The organism is Bacillus sp. CPT56D-587-MTF (assembly GCF_058792335.1).
In genome coordinates this window covers 1,083,040-1,103,103 of sequence record NZ_JBYTEF010000001.1, presented here as the reverse complement: position 1 = coordinate 1,103,103, position 20,064 = coordinate 1,083,040, and the positions used below count along the sequence as shown (strand labels likewise).

Sequence of the window (20,064 nt, the reverse complement as noted above, 5' to 3'; positions counted from 1 at the left end):
CCCTCCCTTCCTTGTATTAGTAGTATGGCGCTCTATCTTTTTTCATACACATTTTATTTTTTAACACCTATTACACATGAAAGAAGACCTTCCATATATAAGGAAGATCTTCTCTTTCATCACGTAAGCGTTTTCTTGTTTATAATCACTTAAATAAGTTTTTTGGAAATCGAAATCATTACATTCATTTCATCTTCTGAAAGTGTAGAGAATCTTTCTTGTAAATATTGTTTTTTCGCATCTTCCATTTTCGCAACTAAATCTTTCCCTTGTTCTGTAATCTCTAAATACACAACTCGGCGATCTGATGTAGAACGTGAACGAGTTACAAAACCTTTATTAATTAATTTTTCTGTAACAGCTGTAATATGACTATTCGACACATTTAATTCATTTGCTACACGCGATACCATTTCTTTATTCGTACGATTTAATATTCTCAGGACGATGAATTCATTCCACGGTATGTAACCACCGAATATTTTTCCGATATCATTACGCAATGTGCGAAACATAGCAAACACATTTGTCGATAGTTCTTCCATTAATTGCTCTCGATTTTGAGACAACTTTGACAGCTCCTTTTATTTCATTTAGTTAAATAAAAACCTTATTAATAATTTTACATGAAATCTTACTTTTTGTCACCTTATTTTCCCATAATTCGTAGTTTTTTAATATGTATTTCATGATAAAATGAAGTTAACTTCCAGAAAAAGGGGGTATCTTAATGCATGAGGAGGAGAAATTCTCAAATCTCAGCCTAAAAGATAAAACGATTATCATTAGTATTATTGCTCTTTTTCTCATTATAATTTTTGCATTTATATTTTTTGTATATGTAGGAATCTTTCAAATTACAGGTATAGAGTATAGTTCACGTATTGCGTTACTTCTCTTTTTTTATTAATCACTTTCTTAGACAGTATTACATTTTTCATCTTCAGTTTCTTCAAAGCGCTGCTATATCCACTGACACAAAACATGCCAAATTGGATTTCTATTACTCTTTTCTCATTCATTGAAATTACACTAGATTGGTTCGTCATTCATACTGCTGATGATTGGATAGAAAGCGTACAAATGTCCAACATAGCTGAATTATGTGTCGTACTATTCTTTTTCCTCTTAAATAAGTTATTAAGTGACGAGAAAGAGTAAGAATACAAGCTTTTCTATATAAAAATTGGTACAATGAAAGCAAATCTTACTAAAGAGGTGTTAATTATGAACTTACAACAATGGGCTGATAAAGGTATGTCCTTTGATACATATGTGAATGAAATGCAAGTAAACCAATACGAGCTACTACACATTTACAATAACTTTTTAATTCCAAATGAATTACTTCCTGTATTAGAAGAACGTCAAAATGACGGCTGGCGTGTTATCGTATTAACTGCTGATTGGTGTGGCGATGCTCTTTTATGCGTACCTGTTATGAAACGAATTTCTGAAGTTGCAAATATTGAAATGAGTTTATTAATTCGCGACGAAAACTTAGAATTAATGGATCAATATTTAACAAATGGAACAGCACGTGCGATTCCAATCTTTATTTTCATTGATAAAGATGGAAATGAACAAGCCGTCTTTGGACCACGCGCTCCAAAAGTACAAGAATTAGTAACTTCAATGCGCGCTACATTACCCGAAAAAGAAGATCCAACATTCGAAGAAAAACAAAAAGAAATGTATGCTAATTTCCGTGCTACATTAGCTGATGATACTTCTCTTTGGGAGCATGTAATGGAAAATATGGTGGAAAAAATAGTAAAATAAAAAAACCTGCCGAGCTCGGCAGGTTTTTTTATTACATAATGAAGAAATAGAATACCGCAGCTAAAATAAAACGATAATAAGCGAACGGTGTTAGTTTCACACGAGATAATAATTTCAAGAATGAAACAATTGCAAGCATCGCAACAACGAATGCAGTTACAAATCCTGTTACAAATAGCGTTATATCTGCTGAGCTTAATACATCCCAGCTTTTAATTAAATCTAATCCACTTGCAGCTACCATCATCGGTACCGCTAAAATGAACGTATATTCAGCTGCCGCTGTATGCGACACGCGAGCTAATAAACCACCACTGATTGTAGAACCAGAACGAGAAAATCCTGGCCAAAGAGCTAAACATTGAAACATTCCAATTGTAAATGCCTGTTTATATGTGATTTCATCTAACGTTCTTGCTGTACTTGGTTTCGAAAACTTCTCAGCAACAATCATTAAAATACCACCGGCTACTAAGCTAATAACAACTGGTCCTGGGCCAAATAAAACCTCTTTAATAGTGCTATGGAATAACACGCCAAGTATCCCAGCAGGAATCATCCCGATAATAATATGTAATAAATTTAACGATGGTCCGTCTGTTACTTTACCTATTCCAACTAACGACCATAGACGCTTCCAAAATATAACAACAACTGCTAAAATCGATCCCAATTGGATAACAACTTCAAAAACTTTCGCTCTCTCATCGTCAAATCCAATTAAATGTCCTGTTAAAATCATATGTCCTGTTGATGATACTGGTAGAAACTCTGTTAACCCTTCAACAGCACCCATGATTAAACCAATTAACCAATCAGCCACAAGTAGTGCCTCCTTAATAACAAATAATATGTAATTTTTTCACACCTTATCATAATACCTTATCCCTTTTCAAAGTGCATCCTTTTTTTATTGGTTTTATATGTTGTAGGCGCGTATTTCTTTTCTAATCTTTGATTAAATTGTATGATAGTAAGAGTTTGTTTTTTTATATGGAAAGGGGATTTTATGAAAGAAACTACTTCATTCTCACAAAAGTTAAAGCAATTTGTATTACTATTTTTTCCGATTTTCGTAACGCAAATGTCATTATTTGCGATGAGTTTTTTTGATACAACGATGTCAGGACATGCAAGTCCAACTGATTTAGCAGGTGTTGCAATTGGAACAAGTATATGGATTCCAGTTAGTACGGGGTTAACAGGAATTTTAATGGCTACTACTCCCATTGTTGCACAGCTCGTTGGATCCAAGAAAAAAGAGGACGTTCCCCACGTTGTCATACAAGCAGTTTATTTAGCAATTTGTGCTAGCTTCGTTGTTATCCTCATCGGTTTTTTCGTCGTTTCACCTATTTTAAATGGCATGCGCTTAGAAGAACCTGTGGAACGTATTGCAGCTCAATTTTTAAGTATTATCGCAATAGGAATTATACCTTTATTCACTTACACTGTTTTACGTGGATTTATTGATGCATTAGGAAAAACTCGAACAACGATGATTATTACATTATTATCATTACCAATTAACGTAATATTAAATTACCTATTAATTTTTGGTAACTTCGGTTTCCCAAAGCTTGGTGGTGTCGGAGCAGCAATTGCTTCCACTGCAACATATTGGTGCATTTTAATTATTACAGTCATTATTATTCAGACGAAAGAGCCTTTTGCCTCTTTCAACATTTTCAAACAATTATACCGACCTTCTCTTTCGAGTTGGAAAGCATTCTTAAAACTTGGCGTCCCTATCGGATTTGCTATCTTTTTTGAAACGAGTATTTTCGCTGCGGTAACGCTCATGATGAGTAATTTTAGTACGACAACTATTGCAGCTCACCAAGCAGCTATGAACTTTGCTTCCTTGTTATATATGACTCCGCTAAGTTTAGCAATGGCAATGACTATTGCGGTCGGATTCGAAGTTGGAGCAAAACGTTGCGATAATGCAAAACAATACGGATTGATTGGAATTGGATTAGCCCTTGCCTTTGCTTTATTATATTCGATTCTTCTCTACTTCTTTGATGATCAAATTGCTTCTATTTATACGACAGATGCAAAAGTTCATCATTTAGCAAAAGAATTTCTTATCTTTGCAATTTTATTTCAAATTTCAGATGCAATTGCAACCCCTGTACAAGGAGCTTTGCGTGGTTATAAAGATGTAAATGTTGCTCTAATTATGACTTTAATTGCTTATTGGATAATAGGTCTACCACTAGGTTACATATTAGCGACGTATACAGAATGGGCCGCGAAAGGCTATTGGATCGGTCTTATTATCGGTCTAGCATTTGGCGCTGCCTTCCTACTTATCCGTCTTTTTCAAGTACAACGAAAATATACAACACAAAACAGCCGCTAATAATAAAGCGGCTGTTTTCTTTATGCATATTTTTTCTTGTAACGTATAATATAATGAAAAAGAAAGGTGGGTACATATGGACGACAAAGAAAAAAAGCAATCATTCGATGAAGAATTTGCCCCTGAAATTTCACCTGGATATCGGCAAGATGTACATAAGCCACCTAAATATAAAAACACTTCGTTTTTAATGGGCATTACCATTTTCGCTGCTGTATTACTCATACTTATCATTTTCGTTTATTTTTAATGAAAGGTGGCCTATTATATGAAGAAACAAGATTCCAATCGTTCAAAAAGAACTATTAAAACACAAAAAGGATATGCAGGAGATTCTGTTCATACTCTTAAACAAGTCGAGCAAGGGAATTTATATATTGCTCAAAAAGAACTTGGTCAACAAAATGAAAATCTTTAAAGGCCCTTTATTCCTTGAGGGCCTTTTTATTCCGCATTAAGTAATACACCCTCAAATGTTCTATTGAGCAATGAATTTCCTTTATTGTACGCGCTGCTTTTGTTCTAGCACCATAAAAATATTATTAACCTTTACAATTTTCACTTCATAATTCAATTTCATTTCGCTTCTCTTACCATTTTCAGTACCCGCAACGTACGCTACAGCTTGATAAAGAAAACTCTCATCGGTCTCTTCACGTATCTCCTCGCTTGTAAATTTATACTCTAAATCTTGAAAACGATTTGGATAATAATTTTCCATTAATTGTTCATACCCTCTATTTAAAAATATTTCTTCACCTTTTCGTTTCACATCTTCTTTATTATTAAACTCAAACACTGATAGTTGTTCAGTCACAAAATGCTCTCCTACCTTTTTCATTTCATTATGAGTTAAATTTTCTATACTTTTGTTCTTTAACTCCTTATTTAACTCGTACTGATTAATCGGTTTAAAGGTAGCAAAAACCTCCTCTTTATATGACCAAAACAATACAAAAGCGATACATAGAGAAATGATTAACAGTCTTTTTTTCGTAATACTCCCGCCCTTCTTCATAATAATAGATATATTTTAACATATAGAAAGAAAATTCTGATATCATAAAATAGAATAACTTAACTCAGAAACGAGGAACAATTATGGACTCTTACAAACATTATATAAAAGAAGCTTTGCCTAATCTTTCTATACATTCATATAAACAAAATGAAGAAGGATGGGATAATGTAGCAGTTATAGTAAATGATGAGCTACTGTTTCGTTTCCCGCGAAAACAGGAATATGCGATGCGAATTCCGTTAGAAAAAGAACTATGCGCAATTCTCACTCAATCACTACAAGAAATCGAAGTTCCACAATATCACCTAATTTATAAAAATGAATCTGATGAGGTTCCTCTTTGTAGTTACTATACTCTCATTCATGGTGAACCATTAAAAACAGAAACAGTTGCCACGCTGGAGGATACAGAGCTGAAAGCAATTATTACACAATTAGCTACTTTCCTTGCTGCTCTACATAGTATTCCTCTAAAAAGTGTTACAGCGTTAGGATTCCCTATTGAAAAAACACTTACCTACTGGAAAGAGCTACAAACTAAATTAAATCAGTATGTTACTAACAATCTTACTTCGTTCCAGAAATCAGCCTTAAATCGTTTATTCGAGAATTTCTTTGCCTGTCTAGCTACATCTAAATTTCAAAATACAATCATTCACGCTGATTTTACACATCATCACATTTTATTTAACAAGCAGAACAAACGCATTTCAGGTGTTATCGATTTTGGTGATGCGCAAATTGGCGATCCTGCTTTTGATTTTGCAGGACTATATTATGATTTCGGAGATGAGTTTACTACATCTGTATATGAACAGTACAGTACACTTATTTCTCATCATGATCCATTACTCATTCATCGTATTACTACCTTTTATCAATACAGTCCTTTACTACATAATATTATTTATAACTTTGAGTCAGAGAATGAACTCGAATTCATTACAGGCACAGAACAGCTAAAAACGATATTACAGGGATGAGATTACATTCTCTCCCTATATACTCTCTCCTCATACATCATTAACTTTTTATCCATTTCAACAATAACTTTATATAATTGAAACGCCTGTAAAATTTGCAGTTGAATTTCAAAAGGAGCATTTTGTTCTTTTAACCATTGAAATACTTTTGTTTCATCTTTCATTGATTATTCCTCCCTTTATTCTGCTATTTGTGGGTAGCCCGATTAATGAGGGCTGATAATCAGTGGGTGATTGACAAAACCCCCACTGATTAAAGTTTCACTTTATTAAAATCTGCTACAAATATACCGTAAATGATGAAAAGCTTTTCATGTCAATAACAAAAAAGGATGCAAAGTTGCATCCTTTAATGAACTATATTTTTCTTCTGTTTCGCTTCTGTCTTTACTTCTTCCCCTTGGCATTCACTACGAAACGCACAACTTATACACTCAGAACGAAAATGACGCTCTGTATAATGCTCAGGTTGCTCTAACATTTCTTTCATTCTAGATAAATCAGCCATTCCAGTTATAATATCTTCCTGTTTCGGAATGTACTCATACTTAGTTCCTTCTATTAAATTAATAACTTCAATTTTTCCTGGAAGAACTCCGAAAGCTTTATAACTGAATACTGTCATTAGCTTCTGACAAAGAGCAAGCATTTCCTCATCTGCATCGACAACATACTTTTTAATTACAAACGACTCAGCACTCCACTCACCAACTTCAAATGTCAATGACATGTGGACACCTAACTCTTCCATATATGTTTGAAACTTCTCGTATAAAAACAATGGTGGTGTCTGACTATCATCCTTTTCAACGAACTGTAATAAGTGATCCGTTAGCTTCGCTAATACAATATAGTACTCCGTCTTCGAAGCAAACATATCAATCCTTACTTTTTTCCAATACTTTTCTATTAATATTAAAAGTACAATTTTCGTTTGTTGACCCGCAGGTAGCGTGTAATACTCGTTAATAATTTGATTGACAATCATTTGTGCTATTTGTTGCCATTCAAATGAAGAAGGTTCTCTTCTTTTTATGTGACGAAAATAAAATTTATGCGGACAACGCATAAAATCATACAAATGATAATCTGTCATCGTTTTGATTGAGATTTTCTCATGCACTTGCTCTTCATCTCCCTTCTGCCATTAAGAAAGGTGTTTTACAAATTCAGCTCCAAACTGTAAACATTTTTCTACATCTTCATCTTCTGGCGTTAATTCTACTTTTAGTCCTTCTAACACAACTGCTGCCCCGCGCTCTTGTAGCTTTTCTATTAAAATGTCAACTGCCACTCCGTATTTCGGATAAGCCGAATCACATGATCCGAATACTGCCGCTTTTTTCCCAGTTAAATCAATAGAATCCATTGCATCATAAAAATCTAAGAAATCATCAGGAAGATCGCCATCTCCCCAAGTGTATGCACCTAAAATAATTCCATCATACTGTTCTAATATAGAAGCTTCTGGTGAATCCATAATATCAATAACTTCAATTTCATTTTCTGTTTCACGAATTACGCCGGCAATATGGTCAGCCATTTCCTCTGTATTTCCACTCATACTTGCAAAAATCATTACTAACTTACTCAACTGAACCTCTCCCTTTACTTTGTATCTCTTTTTCTGTTTGAATGCTCTTCTTCTCATCTACATATTCAGACCGAATTACATTTCTTTGCCATTTCATATGCTGATCAACATCTTTATTTTTATCTTTTAATCCCCTCCGCAGAAGGTGAAAATTCTTTCTCATTAACATGTCGCATCCATCCTATTGATAATAATTATCAATTCCAACTATATTTAGATTAATTGACATTGATTATCAATGTCAATAACTATTTTTAAAAAAATGATTAAAATGTACAAGCTTGTCCGTTAGCTATTCATATACTATGAATGAGCATAGTTCTTTCTCAGCCCTCTCTGACGGAAAGAAATAAAAGCAACTGCAATAGAGTGCAGTTGCCTTTTTTTGTTTTTCTATGATTTTAGTAATCTTATAGTCGTCTCTAAAAATAGCTCCACTCCACAAATTAATGCTGATTCATCCAAGTCAAATTTCGGATGATGATGTGGATAACAAGTATATATATTTTCATTACCTGTTCCTAATTTAATGAAACAACCAGGTGCTTTTCTTAAATATGCTGAAAAATCTTCTCCACCCATAGAAGGTTCAAGCTTCACAACACGCTCATTCCCAAACAAATGTAGTGCACTTTCTTCTACTATTTTCGTAATATATTCATCATTAATAACCGGATCATATCCATATCGATACGTATATGTATACGATCCTCCATGTGCTTCTGTAATTCCTTTCACAATTTTCTCGATTTTCCCTTCTGCTTCCACCCTCAATGCTTGATTAAATGAACGAACAGTTCCCATTAAAGTTGCTGTACTAGGAATAATATTGTCAGCCGTTCCCCCATGAAATTGTGTAACTGAAACAACCCTTTGCATAAAAGCACTTGTATTTCTTGATACGATATGTTGTAGATTTGTAATAATCTGTGCTCCGATAGCAATAGGATCTATCGTTTCTTCTGGTCGCGCCGCATGTCCTCCTTTGCCTTGAATCTCAACTGTAAATACGTCTGGAGCTGCCATCATCGGTCCATATGCAATTCCTATCTTTCCACTCTCAAGTCCTGACATAACATGTAAACCTATTACATAATCAACACCGTCCATTACACCTGCCTCAACCATTTCTTGTCCCCCGCCTGGATACACCTCTTCTGCGTGCTGAAAGAATAGACGAATCTCACCTGCAAAATCTTCCTTTATATTTGATAACACCTCTGCTGTGCTTAATAAAATAGCTGCGTGAGCATCGTGCCCACATGCATGCATCATTCCTTTATTCACAGATGTATAAGATTTACTTGTCTCCTCTTGAATTGGCAAAGCGTCTATATCAGCTCGAATCGCAATTACTTTCCCTTGCTTCACACCTCTTTTAATTGCTAGTACACTATATTTCGTCGGTCTCGTTACTTCAAAAGAAGAAAATGAGCATAATGTATCATATATAAATTGCGAAGTTTCTTTTTCATGAAATGATAATTCCGGATACTTATGGAAATGCCTTCTCCATTTCACGATATTTTCTTCCGAAATTAGATTCTTCCACACTCTATTCATGATAATTTCCTCCTTTTCAAAAGAACTAGAAATTTAAAAGTTTACTCCGTCTTAAATGATTAATAAAAACAAACACTGTATTTTTACGTATTCTTATAGTCCACTTTTATGTATTCACACAATCCACTTTCTATTTACATGTCAAACCCATTACAAATTCATGCTGAATGTAATATAATTGCTAAGTTAGGGATTTTCTTTTTTAGTATTTAGTGCTAATATCAGAAAAGAGCCTTTTGACTTATTTTTACCTAAAATGTGGGATTTTGTTTTTTTCACAATAATGTAGGACATGATACCTACAAAGAGCTATTATTTCATTAAGAGAGGGAAAGACATGGAAAGATTAAAAGAGATATGGTCTCGACCACTCACACAATGGGTTGCAAAGACGGTTTATTATCTTGCAATTTTATTTGCATTACTTTGGTTGTATGGATTCCATGATACAAACACAAGTACATTTATTTACAATGAATTCTAGGGTGGGAACGTTATGAAGTTATTAGAACAAATTGAAAAGTGGGCTGCAGAAACGCCTGATCAAACCGCTTTTGTTTGGCGAGATGCGAAAATTACGTACAAACAATTAAAGGAAGATTCTGATGCGTTAGCACATTGGATTTCTTCTGAGTATCCAGACGATCGTTCACCAATTATGGTGTATGGCCATATGCAACCTGAAATGATTATTAACTTTTTAGGATGTGTAAAAGCTGGACATGCTTACATTCCTGTAGATTTATCTATCCCAGCTGATCGTGTACAACGTATTGCTGAAAATTCTGGTGCGAAATTACTTTTATCGGCAACAGCAGTAACTGTAACTGATTTACCAGTTCGCATCGTAAGTGAAGACAACTTAAAAGATATTTTCTTTACTCATAAAGGGAACACTCCAAATCCTGAACATGCGGTAAAAGGTGATGAGAATTTCTACATTATTTACACATCAGGAAGCACAGGTAATCCGAAGGGGGTTCAGATTACTTATAACTGCCTTGTTAGCTTTACAAAATGGGCTGTAGAAGATTTCAACTTACAAACAGGGCAAGTATTCTTAAACCAAGCACCTTTCTCATTCGATTTATCTGTAATGGATATTTACCCATCATTAGTAACAGGTGGTACACTTTGGGCAATCGATAAAGATATGATTGCGCGTCCAAAAGACTTGTTTGCTTCTTTAGAGCAATCGGATATTCAAGTATGGACTTCCACACCTTCTTTCGCTGAAATGTGTTTAATGGAAGCATCTTTCTCTGAGAGTATGCTACCGAACATGAAAACATTCTTATTCTGCGGCGAAGTGTTACCAAATGAAGTGGCTAGAAAATTAATTGAACGTTTCCCTAAAGCAACAATTATGAATACGTATGGTCCAACAGAAGCTACTGTCGCTGTAACAGGTATTCACGTTACAGAAGAAGTGCTTGATCAATACAAATCACTTCCAGTTGGCTATTGTAAATCAGACTGTCGCCTTCTTATTATGAAAGAAGATGGCACGATCGCACCTGATGGTGAAAAAGGTGAAATCGTAATTGTCGGTCCAAGCGTAAGCGTTGGATATTTAGGAAGCCCTGAATTAACAGAAAAAGCATTTACTATGATTGACGGTGAGCGCGCCTATAAAACAGGCGATGCTGGCTATGTTGAAAATGGTCTTCTATTCTATAATGGTCGTCTTGATTTCCAAATTAAGCTGCATGGTTATCGAATGGAATTAGAAGAAATTGAGCATCACCTTCGTGCGTGTTCTTACGTAGAAGGAGCAGTTATCGTTCCAATTAAAAAAGGTGAGAAATACGATTATTTATTAGCGGTTGTTGTTCCTGGAGAACATTCATTTGAAAAAGAATTCAAATTAACATCTGCAATCAAAAAAGAACTCAATGAGCGATTACCAAACTACATGATTCCACGTAAATTCATGTATCAATCTTCTATTCCAATGACACCAAATGGAAAGGTAGATCGCAAAAAATTATTGAGTGAGGTTACAGCATGACCGCATATGGATCATTTTATTTTTTCGCTATAGTGGGCATTTTATTAATACCTACTATCATAGCTGGATTAAAAGGTAAAATGTTGCGCAAATATAATGCCGTTTTAACATTAGTCATGATTGCTATTATCTTCTCAGATAAACCAAAGCAAGCAATGATGCTAGCTGCATTTATTATTTGGCAATATGTCCTTATTAAAGGCTATTTAATTTTAAGAAAACAAAATAATAGTACATTCACATTTTGCATAGCTGTTATTTTATCGATTTTGCCTCTTATTTTGGCAAAAATCGCGCCGTTTGCATCGTTTTTACCTGAGTTAAAACTTGTTGTTTTCCTAGGTATATCTTACGTAACATTCAGAGCAGTTCAAATGGTATTTGAAGTTCGTAATGGTTTAATTAAAGAGCTTTCTTTCTTTAACTTCTGGGAATTCGTTTTATTCTTCCCTGCGATTTCAACAGGACCTATCGATCGTTACCGAAGATTCCAAAAAGATATTCAAAAGCCACCTAGCGCTGAAGAATATCAAAATTTACTATATACAGGACTAAATCGTATTTTCCAAGGTTTCTTGTATAAATTTATTATTGCTTACTTAATAAAGCAATATTGTATGGATCCAGCATTCGCTCAACACGATACAATATTTTCAAATATGATTTACATGTATAGCTATAGCTTATATCTATTCTTTGATTTTGCTGGTTATAGCTCTTTTGTAATTGGTGTAAGTTATATGATGGGAATTAAAACGCCAGAAAACTTCAATAAGCCATTCCTTAGTCGTAATCTTAAAGACTTCTGGAACCGCTGGCACATGAGTTTATCATTCTGGTTCCGTGATTTTATTTACATGCGTTTCGTCTTTTTTGCAACGAAGAAAAAGTTAATTAAGAACCGTTACACTATTTCGTATATCGGTGCATTTTTAAACTTCTTCATTATGGGAATTTGGCACATCCAAGGAAGCGCTGTTGCGCAGTATGTTATTTATGGTCTATACCATGCCGCACTGTTTATTTTATTCGATATTTTTGAACGAAAAAACAAAAAGCATAAGTTTTGGCCAAACAATAAATTTACACACATCCTTGCGATTGTAATTACGTTCCACGTTGTATGTTTCGGTTTCCTAATCTTCTCTGGACACCTTAACAGATACTTTTAATGCACCCTTCTTATTCCATTAAGAAGTTGCACATATAATATATTTCGGATATAAAGGAGATTTTAAAAATGGCAGAATTCAAAGAGCAAGTATTAGATATTTTAGAAGAAGTATGTGAAAACGATATTGTGAAAGAAAACTTAGATGTTCAATTATTTGAAGAAGGTATCCTTGATTCTTTCGCTGTAGTATCTTTATTAGTTGAATTCCAAGAGCGTTTAGATATTGAAGTTTCTATTTCTGATTTTGACCGTGACGAGTGGGCTACACCAAACATGGTTATTAAAAAGTTGGAAGAAATCCGATGAACAAAGCAAAATTTGGTCCGATGCTTTTAGCATTGGCCCTTTTTGCTGTATTCTTACTTATTCCAACGCGCTTCCTACTTCCACTTTTAAGTGATGAAAAAGTAGAACAAGCTGCTACTTCTTTAAAAGAAGAAAAAATTCAAAGTATGATTTTACAGCAAAAGATGTTAGCAGATCCAAAATATCTTCCGATGTACGGTTCATCGGAATTCGCACGTATGGATGCTTTCCATCCATCTAATTATTTTAAAGTAAAGCCTGAAGGATTTACGCCATTCCTTCTTGGACGCGGCGGAACACAAGACCTTGTACATGTATTAAACTTCGCATCTACAATGGATCAATTGAAAGATAAGAAAATGGTATTCGTTCTTTCTCCGCAATGGTTTGTACCACAAGGTATTGACGAAACGCACTTTGCACCTAACTTTTCAAAACAACAAGGTTACCACTTCATTTTCAACAATGATTTAAAACCTGAAATGAAAAAACAAATTGCAAAGCGTTTATTAAACTTTGAGATTGTAAAAAAAGAAACTTTATTAAAAATTTCGCTTGAAGGTATCGCTTATGATGATACGAAGTATAAAGTAAAAGCACTTGCTGCTAAACCTTTCGCTTATATTTATCGTAACATTTTAGATCGTAAAGATTTATTTACAGCTATGTTTAATATTAAACCGCACAAAGAGAAGCTCGATCCTTCATTAAAACAAATGAACTGGGAAGAGGCTCGTAAACATGCGGATCAAACAGGTGCAGCAGAATCTGGATCTAATGAATATGGTATCGAAGATGGTTACTTCAATAGCAAAATTAAGAAAAAATTAAAGCAACGTGAAGGTTACTTAAAAAATGATGCTTATGACCAATCGCCAGAATATGAAGATTTACAAATTGTACTTGATTTATTAAAACAATCTGGTGCAAAACCACTCTTCATTTCTGTTCCTGTCAAAGGTCCTTGGTACGACTACGCTGGCTTCCCGAAAGAACGCCGCGAAGCATACTATAAGAAAGTTCATGAGCAAATTGAAAAAGCTGGTTATCCAATTGCCGACTTCTCAAATCATGAATACGATAAATACTTCTTAAAAGATCATATGCACTTAGGTTGGAAAGGCTGGGTTTACATCGACGAAGCCATCCAACAATTTTATAAAGCAAACTAACGAAAAGACCGCTTGAATTACTCAAGTGGTCTTTTTGTATATATTTTGTAATTGCTCGATTGCATTCGCCGCCTCTTTCATAACTCGCTCCACTACATGCTGAGCTGATTCGATTCGTGCCAATGATGCTGCCTGTCCTGCCCAAAGTGACATATATTCTTCCTTATTTTGCTTCGCTGCCTCTTGGCGTATTTTAGAAGTTAATACGTTTTGCACTGGATATACCGGAAGCCCTTCTTCTTTTCCTTCATGTCTTTCTATAAATTCATTCCGAATACCGCGTGCATATTTCCCGGAAAACGCACGAGTTACAGTTGTGCTCGTATCTGTACTATGCAAAACCGCTTCTTTATACACATCGTGCGTAATACTCTCTTCACTTGTTAAAAAGGCTGATCCCATTTGAACACCTTCTGCTCCTAGTGCCAATGCCGCAACAAGCCCTTGTCCGTTCATTACACCACCTGCTGCGACAATTGGGATATGCGGAATAACCCCTACTAACTGAGGTATTAACGCAAAAGTACCAATCATAGCATCTCGTTCTTTCCCAATAAACGTTCCTCTATGCCCTCCTGCTTCGCTACCTTGCCCAATAATAATATCTACTCCTAGTTCAGCAAGTACTTTCGCTTCCTTCACATGGGTAGCTGTTCCGATAACTTTTATTCCACTTCTTTTTAAATCATTTATTTCTTCTTTTTCTAACGTTTGAAATGCAAAGCTAACGACCGGTACTTTTTCATCTAATAGCACTTGTAATTGTTCCTTATAGCTTTTTGGAAGCTTTAACGTTCCTTCTACTTCTATACCTAATTCTCTATTCACTCCGCTTAGTAATACTTTCGCCTCATTTACCTTCTCTTCTTCTATTTCTATCTCTTTCGTTACAAGTAAATTAACACCGAAAGGCTTATCTGTTAGTTCTCTTATTCTATAAATCGCTTCACGAATTTGTTCTGGGCTCATATAGCCGGCTCCAAGCGTCCCTAATCCTCCACTATTACTTACTGCTGCAACAAGTTCTGGCGTCGTAATCGCGCCTGCCATACCGGCTTGAACAACGGGATACTCAATTTTTAATATGTCTGTTACTCGACTTGTAAACATCATTTCCCCTCCTATTTCCTTTATATCTTCTTTATTTGATAAGCTTTCCCCTGCTTTTGCAAGGGTTGAACTTCATATGAAGCGAATATATTGAAAGAGAAGGAGGCTGAGCTTAATGATTTATCCAAATGCATTAAAACAAGGTGATACAGTAATGATTATTGCACCATCTGGTCCACCTACAATCGAAAGTGTATTAAAAGGTGTGAATGTATTACAAGAGATGGGGTTATCCGTAATAATCGGGAAGAGTGTTTACGAGAAATATGGATTTTTAGCCGGAAGTGATCAAGTTCGGCTTGACGATATACATGAAGCATTTACAAATAATGAAGTGAAGGCAATTTTTTGTGCACGAGGTGGTTATGGAAGTGCTCGTCTTCTTCCTCACATTCAATATGAAGTTATTAGGCAAAATCCAAAAATCTTTTGGGGATATAGCGATATTACAGCTTTACATACTGCTGTTTCACGTTATGCAAAGCTTATAACATTTCATGGTCCGATGATTGAAGAACTAGGAAAAGGTATTGATTCCCTATCTTTATCCTCTTTTAATCAGCTATTCCATCCGTATTCAACCATTTTATCTGCATCAGAATGTATCGTACCTAGCTCTCACAGTACAGTTACAAGTACGTTAGTTGGAGGAAATTTAGCTGTGTTAACAAGTATAATTGGCTCGCCCTACGAGATAATTACGAACAATACACTTTTATTACTTGAAGACATTGGTGAAGAACCGTACCGCATTGACCGTATGTTAAATCAGCTACTTTTATCTGGAAAGTTCAATGAATGCAGGGGCGTTATTTTCACAAGTTGTCACGACTGCACTCCTTCAAAGCCCTCTCAATCATTGCAAACAATATTATATGAATATTTCGCGCCATATCATATACCTGTCCTATTCGATTTACCAATTGGACATATAAGTCCAAACATCGGTATTCCGCTTGGAGCTACAGCGACAATAAACACGAATAATAAAACAGTCTCTATTTCTTCTGGTATAGCCACTTCATATTCAAATTAAAAAGTAAAAGGAAAAGCGATTACGCTTTTCCTTTTCAGGCTGTGGAGAAAGTCTTCTCCACAGCCTGTTTTTGTGTCTGAACCTCTTTTTATGTGTCAACACTGATAAAAAAGAGGAAAAGGAGAGATTTTTTATGATGGGTGCTTTAAAAAATCATCGTGATGAGCGTGTATCTGTTTCTGTAGAAGAGTTGGTTCCACAAGATCATTTCCTTCGTGCAATTGAAGCGACAATTAGTTTTGATTTTATTGAAGAGAAGTTACGCCCTTATTACTGTGAAAACAATGGACGCCCGTCCATTCATCCTATTGTTTTATTTAAGATGATGTTTATTGGATATTTTTACGGTATTCGTTCTGAGCGTCAATTGGAAAAGGAAATTAAAACGAATATTGCCTACCGTTGGTTTTTAGGGTTTTCTCTATCGGATACTATTCCGGATCACTCTACAATCAGTTGGAATCGTCGTACTCGTTTTATTCATACAAATATTTTCGAAGAAATTTTTGATGAGATTGTGAGACAAGCGACGGAGCACCGGATGGTAGGAGGACGTGCACTGATGACAGATTCTACACATATTAAGGCCAATGCCAATAAAAATAAATTTGTACATAAATATAAAAAAGAAAAAGCAAAGTTTTATATAGACGAGCTAGAAGCTGCGGTAATCGAAGATCGTGAGGTACATGGAAAAAAGAATTAAAACCTAGAAAGGAAAGTGATACCCCTACCAAAAAAACTCGTATAAGTACAACGGATCCAGATAGTGGATTTTTAATGAGAGATGGAAAACCAAATGGTTTTCATTTCTTGGATCATCGTACGACTGATGCGAAGTACAATATTATTACAGATACCTATGTAACGGCTGGAAATATGGCAGATTCCGAGCCGTATTTAGCACGCCTCCAAGCTCAGATTGATAAATTCGACTTCAAAGTAGAAGCTGTTGCCCTTGATGCTGGCTATTTTACAGGATATATCTGTAAGAAACTATCAGAACGGAATATATTTATGGTGATGGGGTATCGCCGATTTGGAAAACGGAATAAAGAAGTACCGAAAAGCCAATTTAAATATGTAGAAGAAATGAATGTTTTCGCTTGTCCGATGGGATGTATTCTAGAATATGTAACAACTGATCGTGAAGGATACCGTCAATACAAATCGAATCCAGAAGACTGCGCTGTTTGTCCGTTACGTGAGGTGTGCTTTTCAAAGAAACAAAAACAAAAAGTTATCACTCATCATGTGTGGGAGAAATATAAGGATATTGCTAGAAAAAACAAGCTAACAGCTACAGGGAAAAGGTTGTATAAAGTACGCTGTTCCACTATAGAGCGAAGCTTTGCAGACGCCAAAGAACTACATGGCTACCGCTATGCCCGGTTTCGAGGGCTGAAGTCTGTCCAAATGCAAGCTTATCTCACCGCAGCTTGTCAAAACATGAAAAAAATAGCCCTCCACCTGACCAAAAAGGGTCAGGTGGAGGGCTATTTTTTAAAATTCTATTATTTTATGTTGTTTTTATTCGCTAAAATCAAAAAAGATTCCAGAGTGTTGGGAACCCTAAAGGGTTTCCCAACACTCTGAAAAGGAAAAGCGATTACGCTTTTCCTTTTACTTATAATAATTAAAAATTCGTCCAGATGCGATATCTGCAATTTCTTCTGGAATAAATGTTTTACTTATATCAGTGCCAACATTTAATACAGCTGTAGCATCTTTCTCAATGCTACCAAATAACTCTTTCCCACGTATCGTAATAAGGGGCGTTCCTTCTGGCAACACATCTTTTACAAATTCCATTTGTGTAAAGAACGGAACGATCCATCTACCTTCTTGGAAATGACGCAAACGAAGTATTCCTTCTGTTGCCCCGTCCTCTGCTTCTAGTGAACCAGCAACATAAAACTCAGTAGATAAGAGCAATTCATAAAATTCCTTTTGCTTCTGTTTATCATCCCCTGCTACAACAAGTACCTCTTCTAATTTCTTTACTGAAATTTGCTCCATATGATGCCACCCCTATTTTCAAAATGATTGCACTTAGATTATACGAAATATTCTTATTTTTTTCTACATAATTCGCAATTATTTTCTTAAAATAATTTTAACACTTCTTTTGTCGTCACAATCGTAGCAAACTCTTCATGTAAATTTACAAGTGTCATATTGTGAATATCCTCTGCACTATACTCCTTACCATCTAAACCTTTACGGTTAAAAGTAGCCGTTGCATCACTCACTAAATATGTTGTAAATCCTAAATTCCCTGCCATTCGTGTCGTAGTTTCCACGCAATGATTTGTCGTTAATCCTACAACCACTACTGCATTACATTTGTTCTTTCTTAATTGCTCTTCTAAATTTGTCCCAATGAACGCGCTGTTAACGAATTTCTGAATAACCACTTCACCAAGTAGTGGTTGCACTTCTTCTTTAAAGTTTACCGTTTCCGCTCTCTCATAAAACATTGACTGAGCATTTTCTTTATTTACATGTTGAATATGAAAAACTGGTCGTTCCCTTTTTCTCCATTCTTCTAACAAAATTCTCATGTTTTCTTCAGCAAAAATATTATTTCTCTCGCCCCAATCTGGTAATTGAAATGCCTTTTGTACATCGATTATGATAAGTGCTATTTGATTTGTCATCATTTCCCCCTTAATTTGGCTGTAATTGAAATAGAAAACCAAGTTGTTGTGACGCAGTAATAAAGCAAACATAGGCGCAAAGCTCTACAATTTCTTTTTCTGTCCAATATTGTTTTAATACGTGAAACATATTATCATCTATTGCTTTTCGGTCATGAACAAATGTATGCGCAAAAGTAACAGCTACACCAATCTCCTCTGCCTTTTGCACATCATCAGGTCTTCCCTTTGCCATACAGTACGGACATTCATTCCCATACGCTAATGTTCTTCTCACTTGCTCCTTCAACTCTGCTGAAAGAGTTCCTTTATTGTACAGTGTATCTTCTAACTTACTCCACGAGTTTAATATATCCGAATTATGCCCTAATAACTTTTGAAACTTTGTATCTCCTACATTTGATAATGAAATTCTCTCCATCATTTCCCCTCCTATTTCCTTCTGTTTTATTGTAAAATAAATAACGTTCACTTTACATTTCATATGAATCTTAATTTATATTTTCCCTTTACAAAAATTATTATTTTACTGGAGATATATTTACAAATGCAACTAGACCGTGTTGATCGAAAAATTTTAAATGAATTATATAATGATAGTCGCCTTTCTATGCGTGAATTGGCGAAACGAGTAAACTTATCTGCTCCGTCTACTGCAGAACGTGTTCGTAAACTTGAAAGTGAAGGCGTTATTCAAAAATATACAATCGATATCGACTATAAAAAAGCAGGACTAGTTTTAGATTGTATTTTAGAAATCACTTTAAAAAATGGTGATACAACACGTATGCAACAGTTTATTCAGTCTTATCCATCTGCAAGTTTTTGTTACCGAGTAACAGGAAGCTTATGCTACATTGTAAAAATTTCTGTTCCTTCACTCGTTGAACTTGAAGAATTTATCAATGATGTTTCTTCATATGCAACGACAGTTTCTCATATCGTATTATCAGAAGTATCTCTTACTCCTGATATTGAACATATCTTCCCAGAAGATTAATTTATTTTTATTCATAAATTATAAAAAAACCCCTTACAATAAGAATAAAAATAATATATTATGTATTAAAATACATAATATTCGAGAAAGGGGCTTTACATTGAAAATCTGGTTTTATGAAAAAACGGCACAATTAGATGACTTGCTTGGTATTTGGGACAATGTTCCGACCATCCCGCGAATTGGTGAAAAAGTGGAGATTTTAAAGACAGTCCGCACTGTTACAGATATTAAATATGTAAAGAACGGTAATAATTTTCGTGTAGAAATTATTACAAATTAAA

General features: G+C 35.0%; 25 protein-coding genes and 2 pseudogenes. 15 read left to right on the top strand and 12 right to left on the bottom strand.

Going from position 1 to position 20,064, the window contains the following annotated elements; translation table 11 throughout:
- Nucleotides 1–149: 149 nt before the first annotated feature.
- The gene (locus tag AC3WVZ_RS05790; RefSeq protein ID WP_000081434.1) at nucleotides 150–569 is read right to left on the bottom strand and encodes a MarR family winged helix-turn-helix transcriptional regulator; all 420 of its coding nucleotides are present in this window, start codon (nucleotides 567–569) and stop codon (nucleotides 150–152) included.
- 161 nt (nucleotides 570–730) lie between these two features.
- On the opposite strand from AC3WVZ_RS05790, the pseudogene AC3WVZ_RS05785 reads away from it, so the two are divergent.
- Both AC3WVZ_RS05785 and AC3WVZ_RS05780 read left to right on the top strand, forming a co-directional pair.
- Nucleotides 731–1,161: pseudogene (locus tag AC3WVZ_RS05785) on the top strand (YrvL family regulatory protein).
- 33 nt (nucleotides 1,162–1,194) lie between these two features.
- Complete coding sequence (locus tag AC3WVZ_RS05780) at nucleotides 1,195–1,782, top strand: thioredoxin family protein (protein WP_002040836.1); 588 nt, start codon at nucleotides 1,195–1,197, stop codon at nucleotides 1,780–1,782.
- A gap of 31 nt (nucleotides 1,783–1,813) precedes the next feature.
- On the opposite strand, the gene uppP is transcribed toward AC3WVZ_RS05780, so the two are convergent.
- Nucleotides 1,814–2,605: a bacitracin resistance undecaprenyl-diphosphatase gene (gene uppP, locus AC3WVZ_RS05775; RefSeq protein WP_000796253.1), complete on the bottom strand. Its 792-nt coding sequence runs from the start codon at nucleotides 2,603–2,605 to the stop codon at nucleotides 1,814–1,816.
- 186 nt (nucleotides 2,606–2,791) lie between these two features.
- Here uppP and AC3WVZ_RS05770 point away from each other — a divergent pair, with 186 nt between their 5' ends.
- The 3 genes from AC3WVZ_RS05770 to AC3WVZ_RS05760 all read left to right on the top strand — a co-directional run bounded on the left by AC3WVZ_RS05770 (nucleotide 2,792) and on the right by AC3WVZ_RS05760 (nucleotide 4,568).
- Nucleotides 2,792–4,150, top strand: coding sequence for an MATE family efflux transporter (locus AC3WVZ_RS05770; RefSeq protein ID WP_000665547.1), 1,359 nt, complete (start codon nucleotides 2,792–2,794; stop codon nucleotides 4,148–4,150).
- Nucleotides 4,151–4,226: 76 nt separating this feature from the next.
- Entirely contained in the window at nucleotides 4,227–4,400 is a 174-nt protein-coding gene (locus tag AC3WVZ_RS05765; RefSeq protein ID WP_000341062.1) for a hypothetical protein, read from the top strand.
- 18 nt (nucleotides 4,401–4,418) lie between these two features.
- The gene (locus AC3WVZ_RS05760) at nucleotides 4,419–4,568 is read left to right on the top strand and encodes a hypothetical protein (protein ID WP_000743734.1); all 150 of its coding nucleotides are present in this window, start codon (nucleotides 4,419–4,421) and stop codon (nucleotides 4,566–4,568) included.
- A gap of 81 nt (nucleotides 4,569–4,649) precedes the next feature.
- Here AC3WVZ_RS05760 and AC3WVZ_RS05755 read toward each other — a convergent pair whose 3' ends face one another.
- A complete protein-coding gene (locus tag AC3WVZ_RS05755) occupies nucleotides 4,650–5,168 on the bottom strand; it encodes a biotin transporter BioY (RefSeq protein WP_233936179.1) in 519 nt (172 codons plus the stop codon).
- 83 nt (nucleotides 5,169–5,251) lie between these two features.
- Between AC3WVZ_RS05755 and AC3WVZ_RS05750 the strand changes: the two genes are divergently transcribed.
- Nucleotides 5,252–6,154 (top strand): aminoglycoside phosphotransferase family protein, encoded by a 903-nt coding sequence (locus tag AC3WVZ_RS05750; protein WP_000378984.1) that lies wholly within the window; start codon nucleotides 5,252–5,254, stop codon nucleotides 6,152–6,154.
- Nucleotides 6,155–6,156: 2 nt separating this feature from the next.
- On the opposite strand, the gene AC3WVZ_RS05745 is transcribed toward AC3WVZ_RS05750, so the two are convergent.
- The 5 genes from AC3WVZ_RS05745 to amaA form a co-directional block, all read right to left on the bottom strand.
- Nucleotides 6,157–6,318, bottom strand: coding sequence for a hypothetical protein (locus tag AC3WVZ_RS05745; RefSeq protein WP_000651086.1), 162 nt, complete (start codon nucleotides 6,316–6,318; stop codon nucleotides 6,157–6,159).
- 185 nt (nucleotides 6,319–6,503) lie between these two features.
- On the bottom strand, nucleotides 6,504–7,277 hold the full coding sequence (locus AC3WVZ_RS05740; RefSeq protein WP_000544570.1) for a hypothetical protein: 774 nt from the start codon (nucleotides 7,275–7,277) through the stop codon (nucleotides 6,504–6,506).
- Between the two features lie 24 nt (nucleotides 7,278–7,301).
- Complete coding sequence (locus AC3WVZ_RS05735; protein WP_000041153.1) at nucleotides 7,302–7,748, bottom strand: flavodoxin; 447 nt, start codon at nucleotides 7,746–7,748, stop codon at nucleotides 7,302–7,304.
- Nucleotides 7,741–7,917: a hypothetical protein gene (locus AC3WVZ_RS05730; protein WP_016124310.1), complete on the bottom strand. Its 177-nt coding sequence runs from the start codon at nucleotides 7,915–7,917 to the stop codon at nucleotides 7,741–7,743. The genes AC3WVZ_RS05735 and AC3WVZ_RS05730 overlap by 8 nt, the downstream gene beginning before the upstream one ends.
- 224 nt (nucleotides 7,918–8,141) lie before the next feature.
- A complete protein-coding gene (gene amaA / locus AC3WVZ_RS05725; RefSeq protein ID WP_001082783.1) occupies nucleotides 8,142–9,311 on the bottom strand; it encodes an N-acyl-aliphatic-L-amino acid amidohydrolase in 1,170 nt (389 codons plus the stop codon).
- 337 nt (nucleotides 9,312–9,648) lie between these two features.
- On the opposite strand from amaA, the gene AC3WVZ_RS05720 reads away from it, so the two are divergent.
- From AC3WVZ_RS05720 to dltD, 5 genes are all read left to right on the top strand, one after another.
- The gene (locus AC3WVZ_RS05720) at nucleotides 9,649–9,795 is read left to right on the top strand and encodes a teichoic acid D-Ala incorporation-associated protein DltX (RefSeq protein ID WP_000440293.1); all 147 of its coding nucleotides are present in this window, start codon (nucleotides 9,649–9,651) and stop codon (nucleotides 9,793–9,795) included.
- A 12-nt stretch (nucleotides 9,796–9,807) separates the two neighbouring features.
- Nucleotides 9,808–11,322 (top strand): D-alanine--poly(phosphoribitol) ligase subunit DltA, encoded by a 1,515-nt coding sequence (gene dltA / locus AC3WVZ_RS05715; RefSeq protein WP_000770505.1) that lies wholly within the window; start codon nucleotides 9,808–9,810, stop codon nucleotides 11,320–11,322.
- Nucleotides 11,319–12,494 (top strand): D-alanyl-lipoteichoic acid biosynthesis protein DltB, encoded by a 1,176-nt coding sequence (gene dltB / locus AC3WVZ_RS05710; protein ID WP_233936178.1) that lies wholly within the window; start codon nucleotides 11,319–11,321, stop codon nucleotides 12,492–12,494. The genes dltA and dltB overlap by 4 nt, the downstream gene beginning before the upstream one ends.
- Before the next feature lie 68 nt (nucleotides 12,495–12,562).
- A complete protein-coding gene (gene dltC, locus AC3WVZ_RS05705) occupies nucleotides 12,563–12,802 on the top strand; it encodes a D-alanine--poly(phosphoribitol) ligase subunit DltC (RefSeq protein WP_000807310.1) in 240 nt (79 codons plus the stop codon).
- Nucleotides 12,799–13,974 carry a D-alanyl-lipoteichoic acid biosynthesis protein DltD gene (gene dltD / locus AC3WVZ_RS05700; protein ID WP_001030268.1) on the top strand — a complete coding sequence of 392 codons (1,176 nt, stop codon included), beginning with the start codon at nucleotides 12,799–12,801 and terminating at the stop codon, nucleotides 13,972–13,974. The genes dltC and dltD overlap by 4 nt, the downstream gene beginning before the upstream one ends.
- Nucleotides 13,975–13,995: 21 nt before the next feature.
- Here dltD and AC3WVZ_RS05695 read toward each other — a convergent pair whose 3' ends face one another.
- Nucleotides 13,996–15,084, bottom strand: a complete 1,089-nt coding sequence (locus AC3WVZ_RS05695; RefSeq protein ID WP_000495279.1) for an NAD(P)H-dependent flavin oxidoreductase — start codon at nucleotides 15,082–15,084, stop codon at nucleotides 13,996–13,998.
- A gap of 115 nt (nucleotides 15,085–15,199) precedes the next feature.
- Between AC3WVZ_RS05695 and AC3WVZ_RS05690 the strand changes: the two genes are divergently transcribed.
- Together AC3WVZ_RS05690 and AC3WVZ_RS05685 are read left to right on the top strand one after the other, a co-directional pair.
- Nucleotides 15,200–16,120, top strand: coding sequence for a S66 peptidase family protein (locus AC3WVZ_RS05690; protein WP_000640079.1), 921 nt, complete (start codon nucleotides 15,200–15,202; stop codon nucleotides 16,118–16,120).
- A gap of 133 nt (nucleotides 16,121–16,253) precedes the next feature.
- Nucleotides 16,254–17,623, top strand: a pseudogene (locus tag AC3WVZ_RS05685) (IS1182-like element ISBth7 family transposase); the annotation flags it as partial.
- A 120-nt stretch (nucleotides 17,624–17,743) separates the two neighbouring features.
- Here AC3WVZ_RS05685 and AC3WVZ_RS05680 read toward each other — a convergent pair.
- The 3 genes from AC3WVZ_RS05680 to AC3WVZ_RS05670 all read right to left on the bottom strand — a co-directional run bounded on the left by AC3WVZ_RS05680 (nucleotide 17,744) and on the right by AC3WVZ_RS05670 (nucleotide 19,204).
- The gene (locus tag AC3WVZ_RS05680) at nucleotides 17,744–18,139 is read right to left on the bottom strand and encodes an SseB family protein (RefSeq protein ID WP_233936177.1); all 396 of its coding nucleotides are present in this window, start codon (nucleotides 18,137–18,139) and stop codon (nucleotides 17,744–17,746) included.
- An 86-nt stretch (nucleotides 18,140–18,225) separates the two neighbouring features.
- Nucleotides 18,226–18,780 carry a cysteine hydrolase family protein gene (locus tag AC3WVZ_RS05675; RefSeq protein WP_000184430.1) on the bottom strand — a complete coding sequence of 185 codons (555 nt, stop codon included), beginning with the start codon at nucleotides 18,778–18,780 and terminating at the stop codon, nucleotides 18,226–18,228.
- Nucleotides 18,781–18,790: 10 nt separating this feature from the next.
- Nucleotides 18,791–19,204, bottom strand: a complete 414-nt coding sequence (locus AC3WVZ_RS05670; RefSeq protein ID WP_233936176.1) for a carboxymuconolactone decarboxylase family protein — start codon at nucleotides 19,202–19,204, stop codon at nucleotides 18,791–18,793.
- A 123-nt stretch (nucleotides 19,205–19,327) separates the two neighbouring features.
- On the opposite strand from AC3WVZ_RS05670, the gene AC3WVZ_RS05665 reads away from it, so the two are divergent.
- Both AC3WVZ_RS05665 and AC3WVZ_RS05660 read left to right on the top strand, forming a co-directional pair.
- Nucleotides 19,328–19,780, top strand: a complete 453-nt coding sequence (locus AC3WVZ_RS05665; RefSeq protein ID WP_001175498.1) for an Lrp/AsnC family transcriptional regulator — start codon at nucleotides 19,328–19,330, stop codon at nucleotides 19,778–19,780.
- Between the two features lie 100 nt (nucleotides 19,781–19,880).
- Nucleotides 19,881–20,063, top strand: a complete 183-nt coding sequence (locus tag AC3WVZ_RS05660) for a DUF3913 family protein (protein ID WP_000707107.1) — start codon at nucleotides 19,881–19,883, stop codon at nucleotides 20,061–20,063.
- Nucleotide 20,064 lies beyond the last annotated feature (1 nt).

Coding starts and splice junctions, on each gene's coding strand:
- dltB (WP_233936178.1), top strand. CDS start 11,319: ATGACCGCATATGGATCATTTTATTTTTTCGCTATAGTGGGCATTTTA.
- dltC (WP_000807310.1), top strand. CDS start 12,563: ATGGCAGAATTCAAAGAGCAAGTATTAGATATTTTAGAAGAAGTATGT.
- AC3WVZ_RS05770 (WP_000665547.1), top strand. CDS start 2,792: ATGAAAGAAACTACTTCATTCTCACAAAAGTTAAAGCAATTTGTATTA.
- AC3WVZ_RS05680 (WP_233936177.1), bottom strand. CDS start 18,139: ATGGAGCAAATTTCAGTAAAGAAATTAGAAGAGGTACTTGTTGTAGCA.
- AC3WVZ_RS05670 (WP_233936176.1), bottom strand. CDS start 19,204: ATGATGGAGAGAATTTCATTATCAAATGTAGGAGATACAAAGTTTCAA.
- AC3WVZ_RS05675 (WP_000184430.1), bottom strand. CDS start 18,780: ATGACAAATCAAATAGCACTTATCATAATCGATGTACAAAAGGCATTT.
- dltA (WP_000770505.1), top strand. CDS start 9,808: ATGAAGTTATTAGAACAAATTGAAAAGTGGGCTGCAGAAACGCCTGAT.
- dltD (WP_001030268.1), top strand. CDS start 12,799: ATGAACAAAGCAAAATTTGGTCCGATGCTTTTAGCATTGGCCCTTTTT.
- AC3WVZ_RS05745 (WP_000651086.1), bottom strand. CDS start 6,318: ATGAAAGATGAAACAAAAGTATTTCAATGGTTAAAAGAACAAAATGCT.
- AC3WVZ_RS05765 (WP_000341062.1), top strand. CDS start 4,227: ATGGACGACAAAGAAAAAAAGCAATCATTCGATGAAGAATTTGCCCCT.
- AC3WVZ_RS05760 (WP_000743734.1), top strand. CDS start 4,419: ATGAAGAAACAAGATTCCAATCGTTCAAAAAGAACTATTAAAACACAA.
- AC3WVZ_RS05690 (WP_000640079.1), top strand. CDS start 15,200: ATGATTTATCCAAATGCATTAAAACAAGGTGATACAGTAATGATTATT.
- AC3WVZ_RS05755 (WP_233936179.1), bottom strand. CDS start 5,168: ATGAAGAAGGGCGGGAGTATTACGAAAAAAAGACTGTTAATCATTTCT.
- AC3WVZ_RS05665 (WP_001175498.1), top strand. CDS start 19,328: ATGCAACTAGACCGTGTTGATCGAAAAATTTTAAATGAATTATATAAT.
- AC3WVZ_RS05750 (WP_000378984.1), top strand. CDS start 5,252: ATGGACTCTTACAAACATTATATAAAAGAAGCTTTGCCTAATCTTTCT.
- AC3WVZ_RS05720 (WP_000440293.1), top strand. CDS start 9,649: ATGGAAAGATTAAAAGAGATATGGTCTCGACCACTCACACAATGGGTT.
- AC3WVZ_RS05730 (WP_016124310.1), bottom strand. CDS start 7,917: ATGTTAATGAGAAAGAATTTTCACCTTCTGCGGAGGGGATTAAAAGAT.
- AC3WVZ_RS05695 (WP_000495279.1), bottom strand. CDS start 15,084: ATGTTTACAAGTCGAGTAACAGACATATTAAAAATTGAGTATCCCGTT.
- AC3WVZ_RS05780 (WP_002040836.1), top strand. CDS start 1,195: ATGAAAGCAAATCTTACTAAAGAGGTGTTAATTATGAACTTACAACAA.
- amaA (WP_001082783.1), bottom strand. CDS start 9,311: ATGAATAGAGTGTGGAAGAATCTAATTTCGGAAGAAAATATCGTGAAA.